General features: G+C 69.1%; 19 protein-coding genes. 9 read left to right on the top strand and 10 right to left on the bottom strand.

The features are described 5' to 3' along the window. Nucleotides 1–116 precede the first annotated feature (116 nt). Entirely contained in the window at nucleotides 117–1,568 is a 1,452-nt protein-coding gene (locus tag ABH936_RS02610; RefSeq protein WP_038566235.1) for a CCA tRNA nucleotidyltransferase, read from the bottom strand. A 529-nt stretch (nucleotides 1,569–2,097) separates the two neighbouring features. Between ABH936_RS02610 and ABH936_RS02605 the strand changes: the two genes are divergently transcribed. The 9 genes from ABH936_RS02605 to trxA all read left to right on the top strand — a co-directional run bounded on the left by ABH936_RS02605 (nucleotide 2,098) and on the right by trxA (nucleotide 13,112). Next, a complete protein-coding gene (locus ABH936_RS02605) occupies nucleotides 2,098–2,628 on the top strand; it encodes a hypothetical protein (RefSeq protein WP_038566238.1) in 531 nt (176 codons plus the stop codon). A 205-nt stretch (nucleotides 2,629–2,833) separates the two neighbouring features. Beyond that, entirely contained in the window at nucleotides 2,834–3,313 is a 480-nt protein-coding gene (locus ABH936_RS02600; RefSeq protein WP_006944822.1) for an NUDIX hydrolase, read from the top strand. 4 nt (nucleotides 3,314–3,317) lie between these two features. Beyond that, the gene (locus ABH936_RS02595) at nucleotides 3,318–5,732 is read left to right on the top strand and encodes a DUF6049 family protein (RefSeq protein ID WP_150112680.1); all 2,415 of its coding nucleotides are present in this window, start codon (nucleotides 3,318–3,320) and stop codon (nucleotides 5,730–5,732) included. 3 nt (nucleotides 5,733–5,735) lie between these two features. Continuing rightward, nucleotides 5,736–7,844 (top strand): murein biosynthesis integral membrane protein MurJ, encoded by a 2,109-nt coding sequence (murJ, locus tag ABH936_RS02590; RefSeq protein WP_051805419.1) that lies wholly within the window; start codon nucleotides 5,736–5,738, stop codon nucleotides 7,842–7,844. A gap of 178 nt (nucleotides 7,845–8,022) precedes the next feature. Beyond that, entirely contained in the window at nucleotides 8,023–9,972 is a 1,950-nt protein-coding gene (locus tag ABH936_RS02585; RefSeq protein WP_038566244.1) for a protein kinase family protein, read from the top strand. After that, complete coding sequence (sigM, locus tag ABH936_RS02580) at nucleotides 9,969–10,505, top strand: RNA polymerase sigma factor SigM (RefSeq protein WP_235181973.1); 537 nt, start codon at nucleotides 9,969–9,971, stop codon at nucleotides 10,503–10,505. Before ABH936_RS02585 ends, sigM begins: the two co-directional genes overlap by 4 nt. Nucleotides 10,506–10,613: 108 nt before the next feature. Continuing rightward, entirely contained in the window at nucleotides 10,614–11,525 is a 912-nt protein-coding gene (locus ABH936_RS02575; protein ID WP_038566250.1) for a hypothetical protein, read from the top strand. Between the two features lie 184 nt (nucleotides 11,526–11,709). Then, the gene (trxB, locus tag ABH936_RS02570; RefSeq protein WP_038566252.1) at nucleotides 11,710–12,714 is read left to right on the top strand and encodes a thioredoxin-disulfide reductase; all 1,005 of its coding nucleotides are present in this window, start codon (nucleotides 11,710–11,712) and stop codon (nucleotides 12,712–12,714) included. Between the two features lie 71 nt (nucleotides 12,715–12,785). Beyond that, complete coding sequence (trxA, locus tag ABH936_RS02565; RefSeq protein ID WP_006944697.1) at nucleotides 12,786–13,112, top strand: thioredoxin; 327 nt, start codon at nucleotides 12,786–12,788, stop codon at nucleotides 13,110–13,112. A gap of 167 nt (nucleotides 13,113–13,279) precedes the next feature. Here trxA and ABH936_RS02560 read toward each other — a convergent pair whose 3' ends face one another. The 9 genes from ABH936_RS02560 to rpmH form a co-directional block, all read right to left on the bottom strand. Then, nucleotides 13,280–13,618: a hypothetical protein gene (locus ABH936_RS02560; protein ID WP_144693800.1), complete on the bottom strand. Its 339-nt coding sequence runs from the start codon at nucleotides 13,616–13,618 to the stop codon at nucleotides 13,280–13,282. Beyond that, the gene (locus ABH936_RS02555) at nucleotides 13,611–14,843 is read right to left on the bottom strand and encodes a ParB/RepB/Spo0J family partition protein (protein ID WP_144693798.1); all 1,233 of its coding nucleotides are present in this window, start codon (nucleotides 14,841–14,843) and stop codon (nucleotides 13,611–13,613) included. Before ABH936_RS02555 ends, ABH936_RS02560 begins: the two co-directional genes overlap by 8 nt. Nucleotides 14,844–14,946: 103 nt before the next feature. After that, nucleotides 14,947–16,047 carry a ParA family protein gene (locus tag ABH936_RS02550; protein WP_404602640.1) on the bottom strand — a complete coding sequence of 367 codons (1,101 nt, stop codon included), beginning with the start codon at nucleotides 16,045–16,047 and terminating at the stop codon, nucleotides 14,947–14,949. Between the two features lie 1,004 nt (nucleotides 16,048–17,051). Beyond that, nucleotides 17,052–17,819, bottom strand: a complete 768-nt coding sequence (rsmG, locus tag ABH936_RS02545; protein WP_404602532.1) for a 16S rRNA (guanine(527)-N(7))-methyltransferase RsmG — start codon at nucleotides 17,817–17,819, stop codon at nucleotides 17,052–17,054. Between the two features lie 37 nt (nucleotides 17,820–17,856). Continuing rightward, complete coding sequence (locus tag ABH936_RS02540) at nucleotides 17,857–18,354, bottom strand: protein jag (protein ID WP_404602530.1); 498 nt, start codon at nucleotides 18,352–18,354, stop codon at nucleotides 17,857–17,859. 13 nt (nucleotides 18,355–18,367) lie between these two features. After that, on the bottom strand, nucleotides 18,368–19,531 hold the full coding sequence (yidC, locus tag ABH936_RS02535; RefSeq protein WP_404602528.1) for a membrane protein insertase YidC: 1,164 nt from the start codon (nucleotides 19,529–19,531) through the stop codon (nucleotides 18,368–18,370). Between the two features lie 58 nt (nucleotides 19,532–19,589). After that, nucleotides 19,590–19,919, bottom strand: coding sequence for a membrane protein insertion efficiency factor YidD (gene yidD, locus ABH936_RS02530; RefSeq protein ID WP_260852896.1), 330 nt, complete (start codon nucleotides 19,917–19,919; stop codon nucleotides 19,590–19,592). Then, entirely contained in the window at nucleotides 19,916–20,365 is a 450-nt protein-coding gene (rnpA, locus tag ABH936_RS02525) for a ribonuclease P protein component (protein ID WP_404602525.1), read from the bottom strand. Before rnpA ends, yidD begins: the two co-directional genes overlap by 4 nt. Before the next feature lie 19 nt (nucleotides 20,366–20,384). After that, a complete protein-coding gene (gene rpmH / locus ABH936_RS02520; protein WP_006944663.1) occupies nucleotides 20,385–20,522 on the bottom strand; it encodes a 50S ribosomal protein L34 in 138 nt (45 codons plus the stop codon). Between the last annotated feature and the right edge of the window lie 535 nt (nucleotides 20,523–21,057).

Below are 21,057 nucleotides of genomic sequence, written 5' to 3'. Positions count from 1 at the left end.
AGCCGTGACGGCGGCAACACGCCCGCCGCAGTCCACGGCACCCGCCATCGGCCCGCGACGCGCACCCGCGAGAACACGAATGACGCAATGACAACACGAACAGCGCAATGCCCCCGTCAGCCCTGCGACTCGGGCTGCTGCGCCCACCATTCACGCAGCCGCTCGCTCGCGGCGTCCTTGCCGATGACGCCCTCATCGAGGCGCACCGCGAGCAGGTGCTTGTAGGCACGCCCGAGTACCGGCCCGGGCTTGATGCCGAGGACGGCCTGGATCTCGTTGCCGTCGAGCTCGGGCCGCACGGCGGCCAGCTCCTCTTCGGCCTGGAGGCGCTCGATGCGCGCCTCGAGGTCGTCGTAGGTCGCTTGCAGCCGGGCTGCTTTGCGCTTGTTGCGCGTCGTCGAATCCGCTCGCGTCAGCAGGTGCAGGCGCGGCAGCAACGGCCCTGCGTCCGTGACGTAGCGGCGCACGGCCGAGTCGGTCCACTCACCGTTGCCGTAGCCGTGGAAACGCAGGTGCAGCTCGACGAGACGGGAGACGTGCTTGATCGTCTCCTTGTCGAAACGCAGCGCGCGCAACCGCTTGCGCGTCATCTTCGCGCCGACGAGTTCGTGATGGTGGAAGCTCACGCCGCCACCCGGCTCGAAACGTCGCGTGTCGGGCTTGCCGATGTCGTGCAGCAGAGCCGCGAGGCGCAGCACGAGATCCGGCCCCTCGACCTCGGTCGGCGCCTCGACCCCCGGCACCTCGCGCGGTCCCTCGAGCGCCATCGCCTGCTCGAGCACGATGAGTGAGTGCTCGTACACGTCCTTGTGACGGTGGTGCTCGTCGATCTCGAGCGCGAGCGCCGGAAGTTCGGGCAGCACGTGTTCGGCGATGCCCGACTCGACGAGCAGTTCGAGCCCTCGGCGCGGCGTCGGTGACATGAGGAGCTTGACCAGTTCGTCCCGCACGCGCTCGGCCGAGATCATCTCGATCGACGCGGCCATTTCGCGCATCGCCCTGAACGCTTCGGGCGCGACGTCGAACCCGAGCTGCGACGAGAAACGTGCCGCGCGCATCATGCGCAGTGGGTCGTCGCCGAACGAGACCTCCGGGTCGGTCGGGGTGCGCAGCACACCTGCAGCCAGGTCGGCGAGACCGCCGTACGGGTCGACGAACGTCAGGTCGGGCAGGCGCAGCGCCATCGCGTTGACGGTGAAGTCGCGGCGGACGAGATCGTCGTCGAGCGAGTCACCGAACTCGACCACCGGCTTGCGCGTCTCACGGTCGTAGGCGTCAGCGCGGTAGGTCGTGATCTCGACCTGGACGCCACCCTTGCGCACCCCGATCGTGCCGAACGCGCGGCCCAGATCCCACGTCGCGTCGGCCCATCCGGCGACGATGCGCTCGGTGTCATCGGGGCGGGCGGACGTCGTGAAGTCCAGATCCGGCGAGGTGCGGGAGAGGAAGGCGTCGCGCACCGGCCCACCGACGAGAGCGATCTCGTGCCCGGCCCCGGCGAACAGCTCACCGAGCTGCCGCAGCAGCGGCATGACCGGTTCGAGATGCGCGATCGCTGTCCCGAGCATCCTCGCCCCCGACGCCGGAGGCGCCGCGGTCGTGCCCGTCCGGGCGTCCTGCTGGGTGGAGGTGGAGGTGTGCGTCACTGGTCAAGGGTATCGAGTCGCCCACCTCCGGCCGCACCCCCGTTGCGCTGCCGCGTGATGGCTGCCGCCACGCCTGAGTGGTAGCCGTCGCCTCGCGGCCAGCGCCTCTTCGCAACGGGCTTCCTCAAATGGAGTCGCTGCGATGAACAACGCGGGCGATCGTCGCCCCCCGTCGCCATGTTCCACGTGAAACATCGCCTCGTCCTCGCACGACGTCGGTCGCATCCACGCCAGCATCGAATCGACGGTCCCCCCATGAGCACCTCAGCAGACGTGCCGCCGTTCCTACCCGCTCGGCGCATCCGCGCGGTCGCTGCCGCCTACGGTGCGGTCTCGGGGCGGTGGCCGGCCTCGCGCTGACCCTGATGAACGGTGCGCAGCACCTCATCTGGCACGGGCCCAGAGCCCCGTACGATCTGCCGCCACCATCTGGCTCAGCGGTGTCATCATCGTGCCGCTGCGGCGCAAGGATGACCACCTCGACACCCTCGACTCCCTCATCACCGACTCCGAGGATCCCGTCGCCGTGCGCTGGCGGCGCACGCTTCACCTGTGCGCCCTCGGTGTCGCGGCCGTCGCCGGCTTCCTCGGCTGCGTCGTCATCCATCAGGCCACCAGCGGTGAGCACGTCGCCCTCGGTCTGCCGACCGTCGGCGGCGGTCAGGAACAGATGCTGTGGGCCTTCGTTCCCGCAGCCGCGGGCGCTGCGATCGCCGCGCTCTTCAACGCCGGACAGCCGCTGCTGGGCAGATGGCTCGATGCGGTGCCGGCACCGTCATGGGTGCAGGCCATGCTCGCCACGATGGCCGTCGCCCTCCTCGCGGCCTTCCTCCCGCAGGCCCGATTCTCCGGACACGAGCAGATGCCGGAGATCGCCGCCTTCATCCACGACGGCGCATGGGTGACGCTCGCGGCGCTGGCCTGCGCAAGCCCCTCGCCGCGCTGCTGTTGTGCGCCCTCGGCGCCGGCACCGGCGCCCTGATCCCGCTCATGGTCGCGACGCTCGTCGGCGCCGTCATCGCTCGTCTGTTGCCGGAGCGCGAGCAACACTGACGGGGCACCCCCAGGCCGCCCACGAACGGCCGCGACGGACGTCAAGACCGGGCGCCGGCGAGTTTTCCGCATCATGCCGGGGCCTGCGGGCGAGCGCGGGCGCAAACGCCGAACCCTCTCGTTAAGGTATGAGAATGACCGTCTCCTCGCACCGCGTGCACCGGGCTGCGCGCCTTGCGACGCTCGAGGAGATCTCTGCGGGCGGCGTCGTCGTCGACGTTCGCGACCACCAGGCCTACCTCGCTCTCATCGCGCGCCACAATCGCGCCGGACGCGTCGAGTGGTGCCTGCCGAAGGGCCACATCGAAGCCGGTGAGACGCTCGTCCAGACCGCGGAACGCGAGGTGGAGGAGGAGACCGGCATCAAGGGCCGCGCCCTCGTGACGCTCGGCGTCATCGACTACTGGTTCTCCGTGCCCGGCTACCGCATCCACAAGATGGTGCACCACTACCTGCTCGAAGCCGTCGGAGGCGAGATCAGCATCGAGAAGGACCCGGACCACGAAGCCATCGACGCGCAGTGGTTCCGCCTCGACCGCGCCCACGAACACCTGACGTTCCCCAACGAACGCCGCATCGCCGCGACGGCGTGGGCCCGCCTGACCGGTCATTGAGTCGATGACGAGACGAGCCCACCTCGCTGCGTTCTCGGGCCTGCTCGCCACCTGCCTGGCAAGCGGCCCGCCATGCTTGACGAGCACTGCCGCAGCGTCGACGGTGGCGAACGCATCGTCCGTGGCCGGCATGTCGGCCCATGCCGCGAGCACCTCGCGCGCCGCGACGAAGAGTTCGGCGCAGAGCGGTCCGATCGCTGTGTCGCTGACGGGCTCGACACCCCCCACCCTGAAGAGCGGTGACTCGCTCTCGCTCAGCGTGCAGGTGCGCAACACGGGCTCGACGCCGCTGACGAACGCAACCACCCGCATCAGCGTCGCCAAGCGTGCGCTCGACACGTTGGAGGTGCAGTCACGCTGGAGCGCCGGCGAGGTCGCGATGACCAACCCCGTCACGGCGACGACGAACGTCGAGACGCTTGCACCGGGCGCGAGCACCAACGTCACCGTGACGATCCCGGCGAACCAGCTCGACGTCAGCTTCTCGATGGCGACGATGCCGCTGCAGGTCGATGTCACCGGAGGCGGCTCCACCGCGACGATCCGCAGCTTCGTGACGACGCAGGCCGATTCGATGAAGTTCACGCCGATGTCGACGTCCGTCGTCATTCCCATCACGCTTCCGGCCGACCCGAAGCTGTTCACCGCGAGCGGTCGCGAGCGCTTCGACGCGTGGAACAAGGCCATCGGGCCGGGCTCGGACATCCAGCGTCTCCTCGCCTCGAACCCGGGTGCCCCCGTCACGTGGATGATCGACCCGGCGGTGCTCGATCCCGCTGCGGCACAGGACGGTTCGCTCCCGACGGAGGCTGCCGCGGACCGGGCGACGACGTCGACGCCCAGTTCGTCGAGCTCCGCGTCGGCCTCGCCCGGTGACACGGGTTCCGCCGGCAGCACGCCGTCCTCGTCCTCCGCGTCGTCGACGGCGAGCGCCGGTAGTGCCTCGCCCAGCAACACCGCACCGAGCGGGGCATCGACCTCGTCGACCTCGTCGAGGGACGCGTCCTCGTCGTCAAGCAGTTCCTCTTCGAGCAGCTCGTCCTCGCAGGATCCTGCTCCGGCGACGACCGTCGAGGCACTCGCGGCCGGCCTCGTCGCGACGTTGAAGGACCGTCCGAGCGATCAGCAGGTCGTGTTCACGCCGTACGGCGACCCCGATCTGTCGTCTTTGACGGCGGACGATCGGCCCCCGGGCAGCGACGCCGTGCTGCGGCGCGCACTCGCCCGTCCACTGTCGCCGGCGTTGAAGGAACTGTCGACGACGGTGGTCGCCGCGCCGGCTGCGCCGCTCAGCGTGTCGGCGACGAACCGGTTGTCGCAGGTGTGGTCGTCGGTGCTCGGCGGCAAGCCCCTCATCATCACGCCCAACGTCACGCTCGACGGCTCCGACTTCATCTCGGCCTCATCGGCGGCGCGGCGCAGCACGTCTGGCATCCCGATGATCGGGTACACGAGCGCCCTCAGCGCGCCGCTGAGCTCGGACGGCGCCGACAGCGACGTCGAGGCCGGGTTGCGCGAACAGGCCGCGGGTCTCGCTCTCTACCAGCAGTTTCCGTCGGCCGACCGCAGCCTCATGGTCATGGGCGATCGCCTCGGCACGACGTCGCCGTCGCGTCTGGCGCAGGTGCTGTCGGCCATCGACACGGCGCCGTGGATGACGACGAGCGCCCTCGACGTCTCGAGCAGACGCTCGGCGGGCACCGTGGCCAAGCTGTCGACCGAGGCACCTGCCTCGGACGGCGTCTGGCCCCGGCCCAGCACGCAGGCCTTCGATGCACGCGACCTGCAACGCGCATCGCGCACCCTCGCGTCGCTGACGCAGGTGGCGGGCGCGGTCGTCGACGGTGACGACATCGTGCCGGCGTGGAGCCGCAATCTCGATCAGCTGACGAGCACCCGCTGGCGCGGCACCTCGCCGGACGTCGACGAGCTCGTCCAGCATGCCTCCGCCGCCGTGTCGACGATCCCCGAGCACGTCAGCGTCGTCCCGGCGCGCATCAACTTCTTCTCCGACTCGGGCACGATCAGCGTGACGGTGAAGAACGACCTGGCACGCGACGTCAAGGACGTCAGTCTGACGCTCACGCCACGCACGTACGCGGTGCAGTTCCGCTCGCAACCGGAGCCCGTGACGATCAAGGCGAAGGGCCAGACGACGGTGCGCGTCCCCCTCGCCGCGCAGGCTGCGAGCCTCGTCGACGTCGATGCGAGCCTGACGGCCGCGAACGGCGTCGCGCTCGGCCCGGACACGTCTGACACGTCCCCGTTGCGCATCAACGCGCGCCCGACGGGTACGTGGATCTTCTGGGTGCTCGGTATCGTGGCGTTGCTCGTCTTCTGCTACGGCCTCGTGCGCGGCAGGAAGGCGGGAACCCGCCGACGCGATGAGCTCGCGCGGGACATCCAGCTGGAGGAGTAGCCGATGTCGAACGCCGAACCTGATCCGTCGCGCCCGAACGGCGCGGCGTCCGGATCGCTCGGCGCGATGTACGAGACGGCGGTACGGCACACCATCGCGATGCCGAACGTCGCGGGTACGAGCATCGGTTCGGCCTACGAGTCGTGGTTCGAGGCCGACCAGGAGGCGCAGTGGTTGCGCAACCTCGAGTCCACGCGCAGCCACGCGAGCAGCGACCACACGCAGGTCATCGACCTCGGCGAGGTCGACGCCTACCGCGAGCGCCGCGAGGCCGAGGACGCCTGGAACCTCGAGGCTGACGACGCCTTGGCCGTCTCCGGCAGACCCGGCGCCCAGCGAGGCTCGGGCGCCTCTCGTGTTTCACGTGAAACACGAGGCGCGCGGACGGCCGCCATCCCGACGACGGGGGCCGCAGGCCCGGCGACCGACGCCGTCGAGACGCCCGCCGACGGCCCCCAGACCGCAGCAGCGAAGTCCTCGGGAACAGGCGGGGTTCTGCGCAACAGCGCCATCATGGCGGCCGGCACGCTCGTCTCACGCATGCTGGGCCTGCTCCGTTCCGTGCTGACGGTCTGGGCCCTCGGCTCGACGACGGGCATCGCCAACACGTGGGCGACGGCCAACAGCCTGCCCAACATCATCTACCTGCTCCTGGCCGGCGGTGTCATCAACGCCGTTCTCGTCCCGCAGATCACGCGCGCGCTCGAGCACTCCGACGGCGGCAAGGCCTACACGGACCGCATCGTCACGCTCACGCTGACGATCCTGCTCGGCGTCACCGTCATCGGCATGGCCCTCGCCCCGTGGGTCTACCAGATCTACGACCACAAGAACGTCACGGGCGACAAGCTCCACGTCGCCACGGCGTTCACGCTCATCTGCCTTCCGCAGATCTTCTTCTACGGCGTCTACACGATCCTCGGTCAGGTGCTCAACGCGCGCGGACGCTTCGGGGCGTTCATGTGGAGCCCCGCGCTGGCGAACGTCGTCATCATCCTGGGGCTCGTCTGGTTCATCGCGGCGTACCCGCACGGTCAGAACGGGGTTCCGCCGTACTCGGGGTGGACCACGGAGATGATCCTCGTCCTCGCGTTGCCCGCGACGCTCGCGATCGTCGCTCAGGCCCTGGTGCTCGTCCCCGTGCTCAAGCGTGCAGGGTACTCGTTCACCCCGAACTTCAAGTTCCGGGGCGTGGGTCTGCGCAGCGCTTCGACGATGGCCGGCTGGGCGTTCGCGGCCGTCATCGTCCAGCAGCTGGGCCTCATCGTCACGTCCCGGCTGCTCAACTCCCAGCCTGACGGTGAACCCGGAAAGGGAGCGCAGGATCAGGCGTTCCTGCTGTTCACCCTCCCGCACTCCCTCATCACCGTCAGCCTGGTCACCGCGCTGTTCACGCGGATGTCCATCGCCGCCGGCCGCAACGAGACGGACAAGGTGAAGGACGACATGACGACAGGTATCCGTCTGTCGGGCCTTGCGTCGGTCATGCTGACGTTCGGCTGTTTCGCGCTCGTCTTCCCGCTCGTGTCGGCCATGTTCGGCGCGGATCCGGACACCCGGTGGGCCATCGGCTCGATGGCCATCGCCATGCTCGTCGGCCTCGTGCCCTACTCGCTGTGCCTCGTCATCCAGCGCGTCTTCTACGCCTACAACGACGCGAAGACCCCGTTCTGGATGCAGATCATCTGCACGGGGATCGCCGTCGGACTGACCGTGCCCTGGTTCTTCCTGCAGGACACGACCATCCTCGGTCACCCCGGCGCCCACTGGGTCGGCGTCGGCGTCGGTCTCGCGCAGACGATCTCCAACGTCGTCCAGGCCGCGGTGGGTTTCGTCCTGCTGAGGCGCCGCTTCGGCGCCGTCGACCTGTCGGAGACGGTGCGCACCTACGTCCGTCTGGCGATCGCCGCGATCATCGCCACCGGCGTCACGTTGCTCGTCAGTTTCCTCATCCACCAGGTCGCGCCCGTCACGCGTGTCGAGAGCCTCGTCGAACTGCTCATCATCGGCCCGCTGTTCCTCGCCGTGTACTTCCTCGTCGCGAGCCGCCTGCGCGTGCAGGAGATCAACAGCCTGCTCGGCCCGATCACCCGTCGTCTGCGTCGAGGCTGACGTCCCCTCGCGGTCGTGACGCGTCATCGTCACGGCCGTTCGCGGCGATGCCCCCAGACCTCGCCGCGCCGAAGGTGCGCCGTAGCGCGTGGTTGCCCGGCGGGCTGCTTAGGATGAACCGAGCCCGGCGTCTCAGCGACGCGCGGGCCGTGGTTCACCGACGCGACGAGGAGTGCGAGTGCAGGGCATCACGAAGGGCACGGTGCTGGGCAACCGGTACGAGCTGACGTCCGAGATCTCGGACGCCCCCGGTCTCGCACGCTGGATCGCGCGTGACGAGAAACTCGGGCGTGACGTCGCCATCACCGTCGTCGGGTCGCGTTCGGCGCACGCCGACGCGGCGCTCGACAGTGCCCGCCGCGCCGCGGGCGTCGAGGACCCGCGCCTCGTGCGCGTGCTCGACGCGGGGCGCGACGACGAGTTCGCGTACATCGTCGAGGAGCCGCACACGGGCGCCTACAGCCTCGCCGACCTCGCACGCTTCGAACCGATGCATCCCGAGGAGGCGCGTCGCATCGTCGGTGAGACGGCGAGCGCCCTCGAGGCCGCGCGTCAGCGCGGCCTGCACCACCTCATCCTGACGCCGCGTCACGTCCTACGCCTCGCCGACGGTTCCATCGCCGTCACCCAGGTCGCCGTCGGTGGCTCTCTCGCCGGGCGTGACGACGTCTCCAGCTCCGAGGCGACCGCCATCGACACGCGTGCGCTCGTGGATCTGCTCTACACGGCCTTGACGGGCACGTGGCCGGGCGACCCGCAGGACATCGAGGGCCTCAAGGGCATCGAACTCGCGCAGCGTCGCGCCGACGGGCAGATCGCGACACCCGCCGAGATCGTCGACGGCGTGCCGAGTGATCTCGACGCGATGTGCCGCCAGGTCCTCAACACCGGTGACGGCCCGCGCACGCCGGGCGAGGTCGCGCGTCAGCTCGCGCCGTGGTCGGCGCAGATCATCACGGCTCCGGGTCGTGGGCGACGCAGCGTCGAAACCGATGACGACACCGCTGACGAGCCCGAGTCGACGTTCGTCGTCCGCCGGGCCGACGAGCGCGCGGGTTCCGGCGACGGTGCAGGCAAGCGCTCGGCCGTCGGAGCCGTCGGTGCTGCGGCCCTCGCAGCGGCAGGTTCGAGCAAGGGTGGCTCGGACAAGAGCGCCTCCGGCAAGGCCGGTGCGACGAGCAGCGGCGTGAGCACCGTCAAGAAGAGCGGCACCAAGAACGGTTCGTCCTCCACCGACGACGTGCGCGGCGACGACGCCACCGACCCCGGCGCGAAGCCCGCGGTGGCTCTTCCGCGCAAGCCCGCCCCGCGTCGTGTCAACGAACCCGACCCCGCTGACGCGACGATGGTGGGCCGCCCCGTCGCATTCGACGCGGACGAGACCACGCAGTTCAACCTCGACGACGAGGACGCCGCGTACGCCCGCACCTCCTACGACCCGTCGTTCGAGGAGCTCGAGCCCCCGGTACCGGGGTTCAACGGCGGCACCGACGACCCTGACCCGGCGAGCAGCAAGCTCGCCCTCGTCCTCGTCGGCCTCATCGTGCTCGGTGCGCTCGTGCTCGCCATCTTCGGGCTCCAGGGCATCGCCGGCAGCTCTGACAAGCCGGACGCCGCCGCGAAGCCCAGCACGACCGCCTCGTCGCCGAAGGGTTCGAGTGCGCCGTCCTCTGCCTCGAGCGCTGCCCCGGCAGGCACCCCCGTCCAAGCCGCCGCAGCCACGCTCGTGAACGCGCAAGGAGCGCGCCAATCCGGCTCGCTGGCCGCGGCCAACGCCATCGACGGCAACCCCGACACGGTGTGGATGAGCCTGCGCTACCGTCGCGCCTCCTGGGGCGGTGACCCCGACATGGGTGGCGTCAGCATCGACCTGGGTTCGCAGACAGCCGTCAAGACCATCAAGGTGACGCCCGGCAAGCGCACGCCGCTGACCGCCGACGTCTACGTCAGCGACACCCCCGGCAAGACGGGCACGAAGGTCGGCTCGATTTCGAGCGCGACGAGTGAGCAGACGATCTCGACGAACGCGTCGGGCCGCTATGTCACTGTCTTCATCCCGACTCAGACGAAGCCCGCCGGCCAGTCGTACTACGAGTCGTCGATCGCCGAGGTCACGGTCTCGAAGTGAACGGATCAGTGCTTCGGGACAGCACCGACGAAGAACTCGTCCAGGCTCATCGTGAGGGCGACCCGGACGCGTTCGGCGTGCTGTTCGAGCGCTACAAGGACAGGATGTGGGCGGTCGCCCTGCGCACGACCCGCGACCCGGAGCTCGCCGCGGACGCCGTGCAGGAGGGTTTCCTCGCCGCGTTCAGACGCCTCGAGTCGTTCCGCGGTGATGCGAAGTTCTCGACATGGCTGCACCGCGTCGTCGTCAACTCCGCACTCGACCGGCTGCGCCGACTGAAGCCGACGCAGGAGTGGCCCGAGTACGACATCGCCGACACGCGGGACGCGCATGCGCAGACCGACGTCCGCCTCGACGTCCGTCAGGCCCTTGCGCAGCTGCCCGAGGGGCAGCGCCTGTGCCTCGTCCTCGTCGACATGGAGGGTCTCAGCGTCACCGAGGCCGCGACGCACCTCGGCATCGCCGAGGGCACCGTGAAGTCGCGGTGTGCGCGGGGGCGCACTGCCCTCGCGGGCATGCTCGCGGATCGATGACGCCGAGGCGTCATCCCGAAGACGTGGCTCACGTCACGGAACCACCGTGCCCGCCTGCGCGTCAGACACAATGAAGCGCCCGTCCACGCTCATGAGAGGAGGCCTGACATGACCCGCAACTTCCGCGACGAGTGGGAGGCGTCCGCGCACGCCGACGACCAACCGGTCGCGTCGGCCGAGGTGCAGCAACAGATCGCTGCCCTGCTGCGGACGGAGGCCTCCCGCGACGCTCCCCGCATGCCCGACGACGTCGCCACGCGCGTGCGCGACGCGCTGACGAGCGCGTCCCGTGAGGCGGGGGTGCCCTCGGACGAGAGGCTGTCGGACGTGCGACGTCCGCCCGAAGATCTCCAGCGCGATGAGCACCCCAGGATGCCCCCGGCGGTGCCGCTGCCGCAGCGTCCTGGAACGCAGCAGCGCCCTGCGGCCCCGGCTTCCGAAGGACAGATGAATCCTCCGGCGGCGTCGCAGAGACCGTCAGGGGCCACCGTCACCTCCCTGGACGGCCATCGTCGCCGACGCACCCTCGGGCGCGCGGCGCTGGCGCTCGGCGCCGCGGCGGCCGTCGCCATCGGTGCGGTGACCCTCGTGACGAACCGTGACGAGTCCCATCCGAGTGCCCAGCCCACGGCAGGGGCGTCGATGGAACCTGCCGAGGAGAACTACGCCTCACGCGTGCGTGTCACGCAGACGCAGACGAAGTACACGTCGACGGATCTCGCAACGCAGGCTGCGGCGCTGCGGACGTCGAAGTCGCCTGCGATCGAACCCGCGCAGGCCAACGCGCAATCCCTGGGCCCCCTGGCCACCGGCGAGGGCGTGCAGGCCTGCCTGCAGGCCGTCGCGAAGGGCGTCATCGAGAAGCCCGACGCCGTCTACGCCGACTTCGCCACCTACGACGGCACCCCCGCCGTCATCGTCGTCGCCGTGAAGGGCCGCACGTCGACGGCCTGGGTCGTCTCGCGCACCTGCAGCACGGCCACCGACCTCGAGGCGGGGCCGACGTCCGTCACGACGTGAGGGCCGGGGTCGACGGTTTCGCATCGACTTGCTCGCCAGCCCGGTGGCTCGACGCCGCGGTACGCCTCGGCATGCGCTCGGAATGTCCCACGACTAGAGTGCGTTGTGCAGGGTGACAGCGGGCGCGCGACAGCGCCGAGACCTTCCCCGGGCAGCCCGTGACAAGACAACGAAGGAAGCTTTCGTGAGCGACCAGGCCGTGCGCAACCTCATCATCATCGGCTCCGGCCCCGCCGGGTACACCGCCGCCGTCTACGCGGCGCGAGCCAATCTCGAACCGCTCGTGTTCGAGGGCTCCGTCACCGCTGGTGGCGCCCTGATGAACACCACCGAGGTGGAGAACTTCCCCGGTTTCTCGGACGGCATCATGGGCCCCGACCTCATGGAGAACATGCGTGCGCAGGCCGAGCGCTTCGGCGCCGAGCTCGTGCGTGACGACGTCACATCCGTCGATCTCACCGGTGCCGTCAAGACGGTCGTCGACGGCGAGGGCGTCACCCACCGCGCGAAGGCCGTCATACTCGCGATGGGCTCGGCATACCGCGAACTGGGCCTTCCCGACGAGAAGCGCCTCTCCGGCCACGGCGTCTCGTGGTGCGCGACGTGCGACGGCGCGTTCTTCCGCAACCAGGAGATCATCGTCGTCGGCGGCGGCGACTCGGCCGTCGAGGAGGCCACGTTCCTCACGCGCTTCGCCGCGAAGGTGACGATGGTGCACCGGCGCGACGAGCTTCGCGCCTCCAAGATCATGGCCGAGCGCGCCGAGAACGACCCCAAGATCGAATTCGCCTGGAACAGCGAGGTCGTCGCCATCCACGGCGAGGACAAGCTGACCGGCGTGACGCTGCGCGACACCGTCACCGGTGACGAGCGCGAGCTCGCCGCGACCGGCCTGTTCATCGCGATCGGCCACCTGCCGCGCAACGAGCTCGTCACCGGGCAGATCGAGCTCGACGACGAGGGTTACGTCGTCGCGCAGGAGCGTTCGACGCACACGAACGTCGACGGCGTCTTCGCGTGCGGCGACCTCGTCGACCACACCTACCGTCAGGCCATCACGGCCGCCGGTTCGGGCTGCTCCGCAGCCCTCGACGCCGAGCGCTTCCTCGCCCACCTCGACGCGGCCGGCGAGCCCGCTCCCGACGCGTCCCTCACCGCGGAGCCGCAGGGCGCCGACGCGGCGCGCTGATCATCTTCGACCGACCAAGAACCATCGACCACGGCTGCCGCTTCGCCGGTGCCGGCACAGAGGAGAACATCATGGGAGCCACCAAGCCCACCACGGACGCCACGTTCGACGCCGACGTCCTGAAGAACAGCAAGCCCGTCCTCGTCGACTTCTGGGCCGAGTGGTGCGGCCCCTGCCGCGCCGTCGCGCCGATCCTCGAGGAGATCGCAGCGGCGAACGCCGACAAGATCGACGTCTACAAGCTCAACACGGACGAGAACCCGGCGATCTCCGCGAAGTACGGCATCACCGGCATCCCGACGATGAACGTCTACCAGAACGGTGAGGTCGTCAAGACGATCGTCGGCGCCATGCCGAAGCCGAAGCTGCTGCGCGAGCTCGAGCCGTTCCTCGGCTGAACCGAGCCGCATCACGATACTGTCGGGCGCGCAGCGTCCGACGACGAAGCCCCGGCCCACCAGACATGGTGGGCCGGGGCTTTTCGTCTCTACCCCCGTGCTGCCCTCCCCTTGCGCCCAGATGCACCCGGGTGCACTTGGACGCAAGGGGGGCGGCCGTCAGTGGTTCAGCGGTTCTTGTCGAACTCTCGCTTGATGGCCGCCCCGCAGATGCCGAGGACGACGAGGCCCAGCACCGCCATGCCCCAGTCGCCGTGCATGACGTCGCCGATGACGAAGTAGACGAAGATCAGCGCGAAGAGGCAGAAGATGACGAGCTGCGGCGTCGCTGTGCGGCCCCGACGGCGGTCGATGGCGTTGTCGCTCAGCGGATCCGTGCCGTCGATCAGCGGAGCGTCGGTGATGTCGGAACGCGTCAGATGCCCGTCCTGCGTCTGCGCCGTGGCCGAGCTGCCGTCAGAATGATCGACCTCAGGAGCCTCATCCGGGTCGAGACGCTCAGCCACGTTCGATCCCGAGAGCGTCCATGATGCGGTTGAGGTCATCGACGGAGGCGAACTCGACGGTGAGCTTTCCCTTGTTCTTGCCCATCGTGATGCCGACGCGGGTGTCGAGCTTGTCGGCGAGGTTGCTGGCCCAGTGGTCGAGGTCCGGGTTGGTTTCACGTGGAACAGCGCTCTTGCGCGGCTTCGTGTCGTCACCGAGCGCGATGATCTCCTCCGTGGCACGCACGGACAGCCCCTCGGCGACGATGCGCTGCGCGAGCCGCTCCATCGCGGCGGGGTCACTCATGCCGAGCAGGGCACGGGCGTGGCCGGCGCTCAGGACGCCTGCGGCGACGCGACGCTGCACCACCGGCGGCAGCTTGAGCAGGCGGATCGTGTTGGAGATCTGCGGGCGGCTGCGGCCGATCTTCGTGGCGAGCTCGTCGTGCGTGCAGCCGAAGTCCTCGAGCAACTGCGCGTAGGCTGCCGCCTCTTCGAGGGGGTTGAGCTGGCTGCGGTGCAGGTTCTCGAGCAGGGCATCACGCAGCAGATCCTCGTCCGTGGTCGAGCGGACAATGGCCGGCACGGTCGCGAGACCGGCCTCCTGGGAGGCGCGCCACCGCCGCTCGCCCATGATGAGTTCGTACGGCGTCTGCGCGTGCTCCGGGTCGCTCTCGGGCACGGGCCGCACGACGATGGGCTGCAGCACGCCGATCTCGCCGATCGAATGGACGAGTTCGGCCATGTGTTCCTCGTCGAACACCGAGCGCGGCTGCTTGGGGTTCGGGCGGATGAGCGACTGCGGGATCTCCGCGAACGAGGCGCCGGGCACGGGCGCGAGGTTCGACGCGGCACCACTCTCGCCGGCCGCCCCATCACGCTGCGCCGGCTGCGCTTCGAGCTTGGCCACCTCTGTTTCACGTGAAACGCTCGGCGCCTGCCCCGCGGGCTGCGTGACGGCGGCCGCGGCGGCGGCGAGGTCGTCGTGACGTCGATGGGTCGTGGCGCGCGACTCGGTTCGGGGTTCGGTGCCGCGCGGCGCCTGGTGCGACGGGCGCGGCGTCAGGGCCTCGCTGAAGCGGCTCGCACGGGCCTCAGGGGCGCCGGATTCGTCGCCGTCCTGCGCACGCGAGGCCTTGGAGTCGGTGAAGAAGACGTCCGTCGGGCGCGTCACCCGCGTCGGTTCGGTCGTGTTGGGAATGAGCGCACCCAGGCCACGGCCGAGTCCACGTCGCTTGTCGTTCATCGAGGTCCACTTCCTACACGGTGGGTCAGGCGGGATGAGTATGAGAAGGCTGCGGACGACGTCGCAGCATGACGGCGATGGCCGTCGGTCGTCGCGGCGTCGGTCATCGTCCGATGCGCCCCGACGGCTCGGGCACGCTCGCACCGCGCAGGGCGATCTCCCGTGCCGCGTCGCGATAACTCGTCGCGCCGGTGCTCGTCGGGTCGTACGTCATGACGGTCTCGCCATGGCTCGGCGCCTCCGAGATGCGCACCGATCGCGGCACGAGCGCGCCGAGCACCTGCTCGGGGAAGTGCGCGCGCACCTCGTCCGCAACCTGCGCGGAGAGGTTGGTGCGCCCGTCGTACATGGTGAGCAGGATGGTCGAGACGTGCAGCCCGGGGTTGAGGTGCATCTTGATCATCTCGATGTTCTTGAGCAGCTGGCTCAGCCCCTCGAGCGCGTAGTACTCGCACTGGATCGGGATGAACACCTCGTCGGCGGCGACGAACGCGTTGACGGTGAGCAGCCCCAGGCTCGGAGGGCAGTCGATGAAGACGTAGTCGAAGCGCTCGTCCGGGGTCGAATCCGCCAGTTGCGCGTTGATCGCGCGGTGCAGACGGGATTCGCGAGCCACCAGCGAGACGAGCTCGATCTCCGCTCCGGCGAGGTCGATCGTCGCGGGCGCACACCACAGGCCGGGGATGTCGGGGCACTGCGCCATGACCTCGTCGATCGGCGTTCCCTCGACGATGACGTCGTAGACGCTCGGCACGTCGGAGTGATGTTCGATGCCGAGCGCGGTCGAGGCGTTGCCCTGCGGGTCGATGTCGATGACGAGCACCTTGAGCCCCGCTTGCGCGAGCGCCGCCGCGACGTTGACGGTCGTCGTCGTCTTGCCCACGCCACCCTTCTGGTTCGCGACGGTGAGCACCCGCGGATGGGTCGGGCGAGGCAACTGCTCGACGCTCGTGAAGCTCACGCGAGCCGGCCTGGGCTCGGCTGACGGTGCCTCGGGTTCGGCGTGGAGCACATCGCGTCGTCCTTCGTCGTCCATGGGGTTAGCAGCCGCGCCGTGATCGTGCGGGCCGTTTTCGGTGTTTTGCGGGTCGCCGTGATCTGTCACGCCCTGCCAGTCGGTGTCCGTCGCACGCTCGAAACTCGGCACGCGCGGACGGGCATGGCGGCGAGCCCGCCGTGACGGGAGGGGCGAGCGGGCAGCCATCGCCGGGTCAGCCTCCACGCTCTGCGGCTGCGGAGCGTCTGCGGGCTCGGACTCGGCGTGGTGACGCGGGACGTACCCCTGGTCCTGAGACGCATCGTCGTACGACCCTCCGTCCAGAGACTCGACGCCCTCGGACACCTCAGCCGTACCCTCGCCTGCGGATACCGCCTCTGCCGGTGCCTCGTCTGCCGGCGCCTCATCGCCCGCGGGCTCGGCCAACGTCACCGTCGTGGCGGCATCCCCCACACCCTCGCCGTCAGAGACGGCGACCTCAGCCCGTGTGTCAGCTGCGCCATCGGCACGACGGTCGTCATCGCCCCGGGCGTCGGTGGGACCAGCGGCCTCGACGCCATCGGCCGACTCAGTTCCATCCGCGTCGCGCGGCGCGGACTCCGTCGCGGTCGATGTTTCACGGGGAACAATCGCCCCGCCGAGCAGGATGTCGTAACCGAGCGCAGCTCGCACGTCAGGGACGGCATCGCCGGCTGGGGCGGCATCCTCGCCATCCTGCATCTCGCGAGGTGAGGGTTCCGATTCCCTCATGGGTGCGGCGTCCTGGTCAGCGGCCGACGGCTCAGCGACCTCGTCAGCGGCATCCGTCGTGCGCTGGCCGGTGACCTCCGAGACCTGCGGATCCATCATCGGCTGAGGTGTTTCACGTGAAACGTCAGCACCGACCGGGCCCTCAGCCTGCTTGGTGACGACCGGATTCACCACCGTGACGACCGCATCACCGCCGAGGCTCTCTGCCGCTGCGGTGGAGATACCCTGCCATCCGACGGGCTCTGGGCTCGGGCCCGTGTGCGCGACGCCAGGCCTGTGGGTGGGCCAGCCGACTGGGGCAGTGGATGTCACCGGTTCTCCTCGGATTCGCGTTGACGGCAAGACCCCATTGTGTCACCTGTCGCGCAGGGGGCGAACGCGGCTGTCCCCAGGCCTGACGTTGCCGTCACACCTGGGGACAGGGAATCACGTGGGGTGGCGCACCGGCACCGGAGAGAAGCTCAGGCGCGCCGATCCGGACGGCGGGACGGCTTCTGCTTGGTCTTGTCGATCGTGCCGGCCTGCTTGCGCGTGAGTTGCGGCGCGACGCCGTCGACGGTGAGCCGGACGGTCACCGTCGGTGGCTCGACGGTGCCCTCGCCCCACGTCTCCACCTCAGCCGTGCGAACACGCAACCGGCGCAGTACGGCCTCGTCCTCGTCACGCTCTTCGGCGGCACTCGAGCCCTTGAGGACGAACATCTCGCCGCCCCGGCTCACGAGCGGCAACGACCAGCGCGCCAGTTCCCCGATGCGCGCGACGGCACGTGACGTCACGACGTCGAACGTGCGCTGCCCCCACAACTCGTCCGCGCGGGCGCGCACCACCTCGACGTTCGGCAGGTCGAGTTCTTCGACGACGTCGGCCAGCCACGTCGTCCGTCGAAGCAGAGGTTCGACGAGCGTCATCGTGAGGTCGGGGCGGGCAATGGCGAGGACGAGGCCGGGCAGCCCGGCGCCGGCACCGATGTCGGCGACGTGAGACCCCCGGGCGATTCCAGGGTGGACGACGGCGCAGTTGAGGACGTGCCGTTCCCACATGCGCGGCACCTCACGCGGGCCCATGAGCCCGTGGCTGACGCCGGTGTCGCACAGGACGTCGACGTAGCGCCTCATGAGCGGCAGCTGGTCAGCCAGGAAGGCCGCTGCCGTGTCGGGTGCCGGAGGCGGCGAAGACGCCTGCGGGGCCGCAGGCGTCTTCGCGTCGTGCTCGTGAGCGGGCTGCGTCATGCTGCCGTCTCACGCTCGAGTTTTACGTGAAACACGATCATTCGGGCAGCACCACGACGTAGCGGTTCGGCTCGGCGCCCTCGGATTCCGACGTCAGCCCTGCGGCGAGCACCACATCGTGCACGACCTTCCGTTCGAACGCGGTCATCGGCTCCATCTCGACCTTGGCGCCAGTCTTCTTCACTTCCGCGACGGCGTCAGCAGCCTTCGACTCGAGAGCGCTTCGTCCCTCGGCACGATGGCCGGCGATGTCGAGCATCGCGCGGCTGCGCTCGCCCGTCTCAGCCTGGACGGCGAGACGCATGAGTTCCTGCAGGGCATCGAGCGTCTTGCCGCCGGAGCCGACGAGGGAGCGCGGCACCTGGCCTTCCTCGGAGTCGACGATGGAGACGGCCGCGCGGCCTCCCTCGACCTCGACGTCGATGTCACCGTCGAGGTCGGCGATGTCGAGTAGCTTCTCGAGGAAGTCCGCCGCGATCTCACCTTCGCGCTCGAGGTTGGTGACGCCAGAGCGTCCCGGTGCCTGTTCGGTCATGATGACGTCCCTCTCACTTCTTGCGCTTCGAGCGCGGCGTGTTCTTCTTCGGCTGGTTGCGCGGCCCGGTCTGCGGCGCCTTGGTGGCCCGGCCGTTCTCGCGCACCGGGTTCGTCGCCGCGGGTGTCTCGACGACGCTCGACTCGACGACGTCGTCACTCGAAGCCGCCTTCTTCTTCGACATGGAGACCTTCGATGCCCCGGCGGGGCGTGCACCCGTCTTGACGCCCTGCTGTTCGCGGGCCTGTTCCTGCGCCTTCTCCATGGCCTGGGCGAAGCGGCCCTTCGGCTTGCCCTCGTTGGCCTTGCGCAGATCGTCCATCGTGACGGTCTTGTGCTCGCGCCCCTTGGCGCGGTTGCGCTCCTCGAGCTTCTTCTCGGCGGCCGATCCGGGCGTCGGCATGCGGTGGATGACGAACCACTGCTGGCCCATCGTCCACACGTTCGTGACGAACCAGTAGATGAGGACACCGATCGGGAAGTTCACACCGGAGATCGCGAAGAAGATCGGCATCAGGTAGATGATGATCTGCTGCTGCTTCGCCATCGGCCCCTCGAGTGCGGCCTTCGGCATGTTGCGTCGCATCAGCTGGTGCTGGGTGATGAACGACGTCGCCGACATGAGGACGATGAGCAGGATGGCGACCCACTTGGCCGATCCCCAGCCGTCCGTGCCCATGAAGGTGTCGGACAGCTTCGCACCGAACAGCTTCGAGCTCTCTGCCTGGCCGGCGAGCGACTTCGTGAGGAAGCCGATCTCATCGTGACGCCCATCGGCGATCTTGCTCAGGTTGTTGAGCACCCGGAACAGCGCGAAGAAGAACGGCGCCTGGAGCAGGATCGGCAGGCACGAGCCGAGCGGGTTGGTACCGGTGGTCCGGTACAGCTCCATCATCTCTTCCTGCTGCTTGGCGCGGGACTCAGGATCCTTCTTGCCCTTGTACTTGGCCTGGATCTTCTGCATCTCTGGCTGCACGAGCTGCATGCGACGCGACGCGTGGATCTGCTTGACGAACAGTGGGATCAGCAGGATGCGCAGCACGATGACGAGGCCGGCGATGGACAGCGCCCACGTCCAGCCGGACGCCTCGGGCAGGCCGACGAGCGAGAAGAGCTTGTGCCAGCCGACCATGATGGCGGCGACGAACCACTCGAGTGGATAGAGCAGGGTGTCCATCAATCATCCTTCGCAATGATGTGGGCGTGAGTCGACGCCGCTCGCAGACGAGCAGGCGTCAGGAGGTCTTCTTCTGAGGAACGTGGTCGACCCCGCCGGGGTTCCACGGATGGCAACGGCCGAGCCGCTTGAGCGTGAGCCAGGTGCCCTTGATCGGGCCGAATCGCTGCAGGGCCGTGAGGCCGTACGTCGAGCACGACGGGTAGAACCGGCACGTGGCAGGCAACGCCGGGGAGATCCACCGACGGTAGAAACGGACAACCACGAGCAGCGGCCATACGACGACGCGGCGCCAGCCGTGCTGTTCGTCCGGCACCGGTGTGGCTGACGCGGCGTGGTCGACGGGCACATCATCGCCGGCCGGCGCTCGAGGCACCCCGGCACTCATCGTCGAACCCTGGACGCGTCCTGATGCGCCCGGTCCGATGGTTCGCGTGAATCCGTTTCACGTGAAACATCCTGTGGTTGCTGACGTCGCGTCGCCTTGGCGAGCATCCGATCGAACTCCCTCGCGACGTCGTGGCTCGAGGCACCGGCGATCGCCGGGTTCGCGCGCACGACGATGTCGAGCCCGGGGTCGATCTCGCTCAACGCGTCCCGGGCGACGTGCCGCAGCACGCGTTTGGCCCGCGAACGCACGACGGCGTTGCCCACGGCCTTTGAAACGACGAAACCGACGCGCGGCCCCACCCGATCCTCGGGTGAAAGGCCGAACGCGTCGGCGTCGATCACATGAACGGCGAGCAGCGAGCCACCCGCGCGCCCTGCACGTCGATCCCGCAGGACGGCGCGGTACTGCCCTGCGTCACGAATGCGATGCTGAGCAGGGAGCACGGCCGGTCGTGGGCCGAACTCAGGCGGAAAGCTGCTTGCGACCCTTGGCGCGGCGGTTCGCCAGGATGGCGCGGCCGGCGCGGGTGCGCATGCGCAGACGGAAGCCGTGCGTCTTGGCGCGGCGACGGTTGTTGGGCTGGAAGGTGCGCTTGCTCACGTCGAACTCCATTGGGGAAGGGCGAACGCTCGCGCGCCGCCGTCGTGCTGATGGTCAGGGTTGTCGCGCCACCCGCACGTGACGGGCTCCAGGCTCTTCGAACCTTCGGCATCCCACTCCTGCAGCACCGGCAATGGCGGCCCACAGGGCCTGCCCATCGGCGAAAATACCTTGGAACGGCACGCATCGAGGCGGTGGATCACCGTCATCGGGGCGCAGACAATCGTCATCCAGCTTACGCATGCGGGGCCAACAGGGTCAAAACGTCCGAACCTCCACTCCATACCTAACAGCGCGCGCACGCGAATAACACATCTGTGATTCACACGTCGCTGCACAAATCCAGTCGACACGCCGTTAGCCTGGCGAGAAAACGACATTCCCCTCATCTGGCGCCACATCGCCCGACGAGCCCCACGACACACCGTGCACAGGCTGTGGATAACTCTGTGGATATGGGGCCTACTATGGGGAGACGCCAAGCCCGCCTCGTCGCCATCACGGCCTCGAGCACCAACGACCGACCGGCTGCGAC

It is taken from the genome of Dermacoccus sp. GAS27A, from assembly GCF_044909235.1.
GTDB classification, from domain to species: domain Bacteria; phylum Actinomycetota; class Actinomycetes; order Actinomycetales; family Dermatophilaceae; genus Dermacoccus; species Dermacoccus nishinomiyaensis.
The sequence above is the reverse complement of the archived record's forward strand: the minus strand, read 5'-3'. Positions and strand labels throughout refer to the sequence as shown.

Coding starts and splice junctions, on each gene's coding strand:
- ABH936_RS02610 (WP_038566235.1), bottom strand. CDS start 1,568: ATGCTCGGGACAGCGATCGCGCATCTCGAACCGGTCATGCCGCTGCTG.
- ABH936_RS02600 (WP_006944822.1), top strand. CDS start 2,834: ATGACCGTCTCCTCGCACCGCGTGCACCGGGCTGCGCGCCTTGCGACG.
- ABH936_RS02595 (WP_150112680.1), top strand. CDS start 3,318: ATGACGAGACGAGCCCACCTCGCTGCGTTCTCGGGCCTGCTCGCCACC.
- murJ (WP_051805419.1), top strand. CDS start 5,736: ATGTCGAACGCCGAACCTGATCCGTCGCGCCCGAACGGCGCGGCGTCC.
- ABH936_RS02575 (WP_038566250.1), top strand. CDS start 10,614: ATGACCCGCAACTTCCGCGACGAGTGGGAGGCGTCCGCGCACGCCGAC.
- trxA (WP_006944697.1), top strand. CDS start 12,786: ATGGGAGCCACCAAGCCCACCACGGACGCCACGTTCGACGCCGACGTC.
- ABH936_RS02555 (WP_144693798.1), bottom strand. CDS start 14,843: ATGAACGACAAGCGACGTGGACTCGGCCGTGGCCTGGGTGCGCTCATT.
- ABH936_RS02550 (WP_404602640.1), bottom strand. CDS start 16,047: ATGGCTGCCCGCTCGCCCCTCCCGTCACGGCGGGCTCGCCGCCATGCC.
- rsmG (WP_404602532.1), bottom strand. CDS start 17,819: ATGACGCAGCCCGCTCACGAGCACGACGCGAAGACGCCTGCGGCCCCG.
- ABH936_RS02540 (WP_404602530.1), bottom strand. CDS start 18,354: ATGACCGAACAGGCACCGGGACGCTCTGGCGTCACCAACCTCGAGCGC.
- yidC (WP_404602528.1), bottom strand. CDS start 19,531: ATGGACACCCTGCTCTATCCACTCGAGTGGTTCGTCGCCGCCATCATG.
- yidD (WP_260852896.1), bottom strand. CDS start 19,919: ATGAGTGCCGGGGTGCCTCGAGCGCCGGCCGGCGATGATGTGCCCGTC.